Here is a 6494-nt window from a genome sequence, read left to right on the forward strand (position 1 = left end):
GCCCCCGGCGGGGTGCCGCGCGGCGCCGGCGACCCGCCCGTGAGCGGGCCGCGGCAGGGGCCCGGCCGTCGTCCGACGGCCGCACGCAGTGACGCGACGAGCGGACGGGGTGGGACCGATGGTGGCACCTGTGACGCGGCCCGCGGCGGGGCCGGCGAGACGCCTGGCCGCGCCGCTCGGCCTCCTGGCGGGGGCGGTGGCCTCCTTCGCGTACGTCGGACTGGTCGACCCCAACCACCCCGGGCACTACCCCGTCTGCCCGCTCTACGCGCTCACCGGCGTGTACTGCCCCGGCTGCGGCGGCCTGCGGTGCGCGCACGCCGTCGCCACCGGGCACCTCGGCACCGCACTCCAGGACAACGCGCTCGCCGTCGTCGCGTTCGCCCTCTGCGCCGTGCTGTGGGTGCGCTGGGTGTGGCGGGCCCGCGCCGGCCGCCCCGCGCCGGCCCTGCGGGTCCAGGGCTCCTGGGGCTGGGTCCTCGGCGCGCTGGTCGTCGCGTTCACCGTGGCCCGGAACCTGCCCTTCGGGGCCGCGCTCGCCCCCTGAGGCCCGCCCGCCGCGCGGCGCCCGGACGGGCGGCCCGCCCGAGGCCCGCCCGCCGCGGCGCGCCCCGACCCGCGCACCCCCCGTGATGCGGGCCTTTGTCCTCCAGCGGCTAGCATCGAAGTCGCCCGATCCTTGACCGCATGACCCACCTCCCGGAAAGGGGGCCGCTCGCGTGAGTGTGCTCGACGAGATCATCGATGGCGTACGCGCCGACCTCGCGGAACGCCAGGCGCGCGTCGGCCTCGACGAGCTCAAGCAGCGCGCCGCACGCGCCCCCGAGGCCAAGGACGGCGTCGCCGCGCTCAGCGGCGAGGGCGTCCGGGTCATCTGCGAGGTGAAGCGCTCCAGCCCCTCCAAGGGCGCGCTCGCCGCGATCGCCGACCCCGCGGGCCTCGCGGCCGAGTACGAGGCGGGCGGCGCCGCCGTCATCTCCGTGCTGACGGAGCAGCGCCGCTTCGGCGGGTCCCTCGCCGACCTCGAGGCCGTACGGGCCAAGGTGGACATCCCCGTCCTGCGCAAGGACTTCGTGGTGACCTCCTACCAGCTGTGGGAGGCACGCGCCTACGGCGCTGACGTCGTCCTGCTGATCGTCGCCGCGCTGGAGCAGCCCGCCCTCGTGTCGCTCATCGAGCGCGCCGAGTCGATCGGCCTGACCCCGCTCGTGGAGGTCCACGACGAGGACGAGGCCGAGCGCGCCGTCGACGCGGGCGCCCGTGTCATCGGCGTCAACGCGCGCAACCTGAAGACCCTCAAGGTCGACCGCTCCACCTTCGAGCGGGTCGCCCCGGAGATCCCCGCGGGCATCGTCAAGGTCGCGGAGTCCGGCGTGCGCGGCCCGCACGACCTGATCGCCTACGCCAACGCGGGCGCCGACGCCGTCCTCGTCGGCGAGTCCCTCGTGACCGGCCGCGACCCGAAGGCGGCCGTCGCCGACCTCGTCGCCGCCGGCGCGCACCCCGCACTGCGCCACGGCAGGGACTGACCCGTCCCCATGCCCGCCACCCGCCCGGCCGCACCGGCCACCCGCCCGGCACGAGCCGCGGCCGAGAGCCCCTCCACGCAGCACGCGCCCCTCGCGCGCGGCTGCCGTCCGCGGGGCTGCCGCGCGCCCGCGCGCCGGGTGCACGGGCGGCGGGTGCGGTACGTCATCGGGGACGAGCCGGGCCAGGTCAACGGGATGCGATGGCGGACGCGGCCGCGCGCGGGGCACGAGCGTGCCGCACGCGCATACGGTGCCGAACGTCCGTAGAGCTACGAGGAGTTCCTCCGTTGTCCACGCAACCGTCCGCAGATCCCTCTGCGTTCTTCATTCCCGACCCCGAGGGCCGGATCCCCAGCGCCGAAGGCTACTTCGGCGCGTTCGGCGGGACCTTCATCCCCGAGGCGCTCGTCGCCGCGGTGGACGAGGTCGCCGTCGAGTACGACAAGGCGAAGTCCGATCCCGCCTTCGCCGCCGAACTCGACCGCCTCATGGTCGAGTACACGGGCCGCCCGAGCCCGCTGACCGAGGTGCCCCGCTTCGCCGCCCACGCGGGCGGCGCACGCGTCTTCCTCAAGCGCGAGGACCTCAACCACACCGGCTCCCACAAGATCAACAACGTGCTGGGCCAGGCGCTGCTCACCAAGCGCATGGGCAAGACCCGCATCGTCGCCGAGACCGGCGCCGGCCAGCACGGCGTGGCCACCGCCACCGCCTGCGCCCTGTTCGGCCTCGAATGCGTCATCTACATGGGCGAGATCGACACCGAGCGCCAGGCGCTCAACGTCGCCCGGATGCGCATCCTCGGAGCCGAGGTCGTCGCGGTCAAGTCCGGCAGCCGCACCCTCAAGGACGCCATCAACGAGGCGTTCCGCGACTGGGTCGCCAGCGTCGACACCACGCACTACCTGTTCGGCACCGTCGCGGGACCGCACCCCTTCCCCGCGATGGTCCGCGACTTCCACCGCGTGATCGGCGTCGAGACCCGCCGGCAGATCCTGGAGCGGGCAGGCCGGCTGCCCGACGCGGCGATCGCCTGCGTCGGCGGCGGCTCCAACGCCATCGGCCTGTTCCACCCGTTCATCCCCGACGCGGGCGTCCGGCTCGTCGGCTGCGAGGCCGCCGGCCACGGCGTCGCCACCGGCGAGCACGCGGCCACCCTCACCGTCGGCGAACCGGGCATCCTGCACGGCTCCCGCAGCTACGTCCTCCAGGACGACGAGGGCCAGATCACCGAGCCGTACTCGATCTCCGCCGGGCTCGACTACCCGGGCATCGGCCCCGAGCACGCGTACCTCAAGGACAGCGGGCGCGCCGAGTACCTCGCCGTCACCGACGACGAGGCCATGCAGGCCCTGCGGCTGCTGTCGCGCACCGAGGGCGTCATCCCCGCCATCGAGAGCGCCCACGCCCTCGCCGGGGCCCTCACGGTCGGCCGCGAACTCGGCGAGGACGGCCTGATCGTCGTCAACCTCTCCGGCCGCGGCGACAAGGACATGGACACCGCCGCCCGCTACTTCGGGCTGTACGACGCGGACGCGGCCGTCGAGGCCGAGGCGGCGTCGCAGGCACTGATCGAGGACGACCGCAACGGCGCCGGCACGGCGACGGACGAGGGGGCCGCGAAGTGAGCGGGAACATCCAGCTGCTGACCGACACGCTCGCCGCGGCACGCGCCGAGGACCGGGCCGCGCTCATCGCCTACTACCCCGCGGGGTTCCCGACGGTCGACGGCGGCATCGACGCCGTCAAGGCCGTCTTCGACGGCGGCGCCGACATCGTGGAGGTCGGGCTGCCCTACAGCGACCCGGTGCTCGACGGGCCCGTCATCCAGACCGCCGACGACATCGCGCTGCGCGGCGGCGTGCGCATCGCGGACGTGCTGCGCACGGTCCGGGAGGCCCACGAGGCGAGCGGCAGGCCCGTCCTCGTCATGACGTACTGGAACCCGATCGACCGCTACGGCGTGGAGCGCTTCACCGCCGAGCTCGCCGACGCGGGCGGCGCCGGGTGCATCCTGCCCGACCTGCCCGTGCAGGAGTCCGGCCTGTGGCGGCAGCACGCGGCGAAGCACGACCTGGCCACGGTCTTCGTCGTCGCGCCCAGCAGCAAGGACGCGCGCCTCGCCGAGATCACCGCGGCGGGCAGCGGCTTCGTCTACGCCGCGTCGCTCATGGGGGTCACCGGCACCCGCGAATCCGTCGGCGAGCAGGCGAAGGACGTCGTGACCCGCACCCGGGCCGCCGGCGACCTCCCCGTCTGCGTCGGGCTCGGCGTGTCCAACGCGGCCCAGGCCACCGAGGTCGCCGCCTTCGCGGACGGCGTCATCGTCGGCAGCGCCTTCGTCAAGCGCGTCCTCGACGCGCCGGACCACGAGGCCGCGCTCGCCGGCGTGCGGGAGCTGGCCGGGGACCTCGCGCGGGGCGTACGGGCCGCCGCGCGCTGACGCACCCACCCGCCGGGCGTACGGCCGCGACCCGCCGGCCCTCCGGCGTCGGGACGGCCCGGGTGACGCGTGCGCGCTCGAACGCGCACGCGTCACCTCCGGATCGCCGCCTCATCCGTGCGGGTGCACCTGGGGCCGGGGAGGTGCGTCACCGCCTCCCCGGTTCGTTGCCCACGTGTGAGTCAGAAGACACGTGGAGCAACGAGCGCCCGAGAGCGCATCCAGCAGGAACGCGCGGCGGAGAAGGCGCGCGAGAAGCGCAGGCGCGGCTTCGTCGTCGGGGGAGTCGCCCTCGCCGTGCTCGCCTTCGCGGGCGGCATCGGCGTGCTCGCGGCGAACGCGGGCAAGGACAAGACCGCCGACGGCGCGGCCGGACCCGTCAGCACGCCCACCGGCGCGGGCGGCAAGGACGGCCTCGCGATCAGCGTCGGCGCCGCCGACGCGCCGTCCACGCTCACCGTGTGGGAGGACTTCCGCTGCCCGATCTGCGGCCAGTTCGAGAACGTCTTCCGCGGCACGTTCCACCAGCTGGAGAAGAGCGGCCAGCTGAAGATCGAGTACCACCTCGCGACGATCATCGACGGCAACATGGGCGGCACCGGCTCGGTGCGCGCCGCGAACGCCGCCGCGTGCGCGCAGGACGCGGGCAGGTTCCCGCAGTACCACGACGCGCTGTACGAGAACCAGCCGGAGGAGACGTCCGACGCCTTCGGCAAGAACAGCAGGCTGCTCGAGATCGCCGCGAAGGTCCCGGGGCTGTCCACACCGGCGTTCAAGAGCTGCGTCGAGAACGGCTCCCACGACGCCTGGGTGAAGAAGTCCGCGGACGCCTTCCGCACCAGCGGCTACGCCGGCACCCCCACCGTCCTGCTCAACGGCAAGCCCGTCTTCCCGAAGAAGGGCGACGAGAACATCAGCCCGGCGAACCTGAAGAAGTGGGTGGCCGAGGCCAACAAGGGCAAGCGGCCCGGCACGGCCAGGCCGTCCGGGGCCTGACCCGGGCGGGGCGCCCCGGGCGGAGCGCCGCCCACGTGGGGCGCCGGGCCCGGGCCGCCGTCCGGCACCGCCCGCGCGGATGCCGGCCCCGGCTCCGGCGCCCGGGGCTCCCGTCCCCCGCAGGCCCGCCGATCCCGCAGGTCCGCCACGGCGCCGCACCCGCGCCCACGCGGGCACCCACGCCCCGCGGACCAAGCCCCTGAGCGGCCCGCATGGCCGGAAAAATGGCCGCTCGTTACTCAGACGTTGCCGGACGGCGGGCCGTCCGCACGGCCGGGCAAGGTAGCGTCGGTCCTGCCATGGAATCTGCCTTCATTCCCAGTCCGTCGGTCGGAGTGGTCCATCTCGGCCCCCTTCCACTGCGCGGCTACGCCCTCTGCATCATCATCGGTGTCTTCGTGGCCGTCTGGTACGGCAACAAGCGCTGGGTCGCCCGCGGCGGCAAGGCCGGCACCGTAGCGGACATCGCGGTGTGGGCGGTGCCCTTCGGCCTGGTGGGCGGCCGGCTCTACCACGTGGTGACGGACCCCGAGCTCTACTTCGAAAAGGGCGAGGACTGGGTCAATGCCTTCAAGATCTGGGAGGGCGGCCTCGGCATCTGGGGCGCCGTCGCGCTCGGCGCGGTCGGCGCCTGGATCGGCTGCCGGCGCCGCGGCATCCCGCTCGCGGCCTGGGCCGACGCGCTGGCTCCCGCCGTTGCGATCGCGCAGGCCATCGGGCGTTGGGGCAACTGGTTCAACCAGGAGCTCTACGGCAAGCCCACGCATCTCCCGTGGGCCCTGCACATCACGAACCCCTCGGGCGACGGCACGCCGGGCTACTACCATCCGACGTTCCTGTACGAGTCGATCTGGTGCCTGATCGTCGCTGCCCTGGTGGTCTGGGCGGACCGCAGGTGGACGCTGGGCCACGGCCGGGCGTTCGCCCTGTACGTGGCGCTGTACTGCGTGGGTCGCGGCGGCACGGAGTACCTCCGGGTCGACGACGCGAACCACATCCTCGGGCTGCGGCTGAACCTGTGGACCGTCATGATCATGTTCGTGCTCGCCGTGGTCTACATCGTCCTGTCGGCGCGGCTGCGCCCGGGCCGGGAGAGCGTCGTGGAGCCCTCCGCCGAGACCGGCGAGGCAATCGCGGACGGCGGCTCGGCGGCCGCCGGCGCCCGGAGCGGCGAGGCGGAGCCCGCGGGCTCCGGTTCCTCCTCGGGCGACGCGGACGATCCCGGCGCGGGCGGTGCGAAGAAGGCCGCGCGGGCCGCGGCCGCCACGGGGGACGGGCCGGCCGGCGACGGCGCCCCGGGCGCGACGGCGGCCGGCGCGAAGGCGGAGAAGGCCGAGACGGCCGAGAAGGGCTGACGCGCCCCAGGGGGACGCCCCGCCCGGCACCGACCGAGGTGCCGTACCGACTCCGGGACTCCCGGGGCCTCCGGGTCCCGGGAGTCCCGCGTTTCCACGGGGGACCGCGGGCCGAGGCGCCCGCCCGTCCGCCCACCGCCCCGGGGCGGTCCGGCAGGCGCGAGCCGGCCG

At 74.9% G+C, this 6494-nt stretch carries 7 protein-coding genes; all 7 read left to right on the plus strand.

The genetic code is table 11. The features are described from left to right. The first annotated feature begins 118 nt into the window (after positions 1 to 118). The 7 genes from L1885_RS20965 (at position 119) to lgt (ending at position 6323) form a co-directional block, all read left to right on the plus strand. Complete coding sequence (locus L1885_RS20965) at positions 119 to 547, plus strand: DUF2752 domain-containing protein (RefSeq protein WP_235798713.1); 429 nt, start codon at positions 119 to 121, stop codon at positions 545 to 547. Positions 548 to 719: 172 nt separating this feature from the next. Then, on the plus strand, positions 720 to 1529 hold the full coding sequence (trpC, locus tag L1885_RS20970) for an indole-3-glycerol phosphate synthase TrpC (RefSeq protein WP_235798714.1): 810 nt from the start codon (positions 720 to 722) through the stop codon (positions 1527 to 1529). Between the two features lie 9 nt (positions 1530 to 1538). Then, positions 1539 to 1796: a tryptophan biosynthesis modulator TrpM gene (gene trpM, locus L1885_RS20975; protein WP_235798715.1), complete on the plus strand. Its 258-nt coding sequence runs from the start codon at positions 1539 to 1541 to the stop codon at positions 1794 to 1796. A 20-nt stretch (positions 1797 to 1816) separates the two neighbouring features. Further along, positions 1817 to 3157 carry a tryptophan synthase subunit beta gene (gene trpB, locus L1885_RS20980; protein ID WP_235798716.1) on the plus strand — a complete coding sequence of 447 codons (1341 nt, stop codon included), beginning with the start codon at positions 1817 to 1819 and terminating at the stop codon, positions 3155 to 3157. Beyond that, positions 3154 to 3972, plus strand: a complete 819-nt coding sequence (gene trpA, locus L1885_RS20985) for a tryptophan synthase subunit alpha (protein ID WP_235798717.1) — start codon at positions 3154 to 3156, stop codon at positions 3970 to 3972. Before trpB ends, trpA begins: the two co-directional genes overlap by 4 nt. Before the next feature lie 177 nt (positions 3973 to 4149). Beyond that, positions 4150 to 4968 carry a DsbA family protein gene (locus tag L1885_RS20990; protein ID WP_235798718.1) on the plus strand — a complete coding sequence of 273 codons (819 nt, stop codon included), beginning with the start codon at positions 4150 to 4152 and terminating at the stop codon, positions 4966 to 4968. A 299-nt stretch (positions 4969 to 5267) separates the two neighbouring features. Next, positions 5268 to 6323, plus strand: a complete 1056-nt coding sequence (gene lgt, locus L1885_RS20995; RefSeq protein WP_235798719.1) for a prolipoprotein diacylglyceryl transferase — start codon at positions 5268 to 5270, stop codon at positions 6321 to 6323. Positions 6324 to 6494: the final 171 nt, after the last annotated feature.

The organism is Streptomyces fuscigenes, from assembly GCF_021556455.1.
In the GTDB taxonomy this organism is placed as follows: domain Bacteria; phylum Actinomycetota; class Actinomycetes; order Streptomycetales; family Streptomycetaceae; genus Streptomyces; species Streptomyces fuscigenes.

Bases quoted from the DNA above. Each gene is read 5' to 3' on its own strand.
- trpM (WP_235798715.1), top strand. From the start codon at position 1,539: ATGCCCGCCACCCGCCCGGCCGCACCGGCCACCCGCCCGGCACGAGCC.
- L1885_RS20965 (WP_235798713.1), top strand. From the start codon at position 119: ATGGTGGCACCTGTGACGCGGCCCGCGGCGGGGCCGGCGAGACGCCTG.
- lgt (WP_235798719.1), top strand. From the start codon at position 5,268: ATGGAATCTGCCTTCATTCCCAGTCCGTCGGTCGGAGTGGTCCATCTC.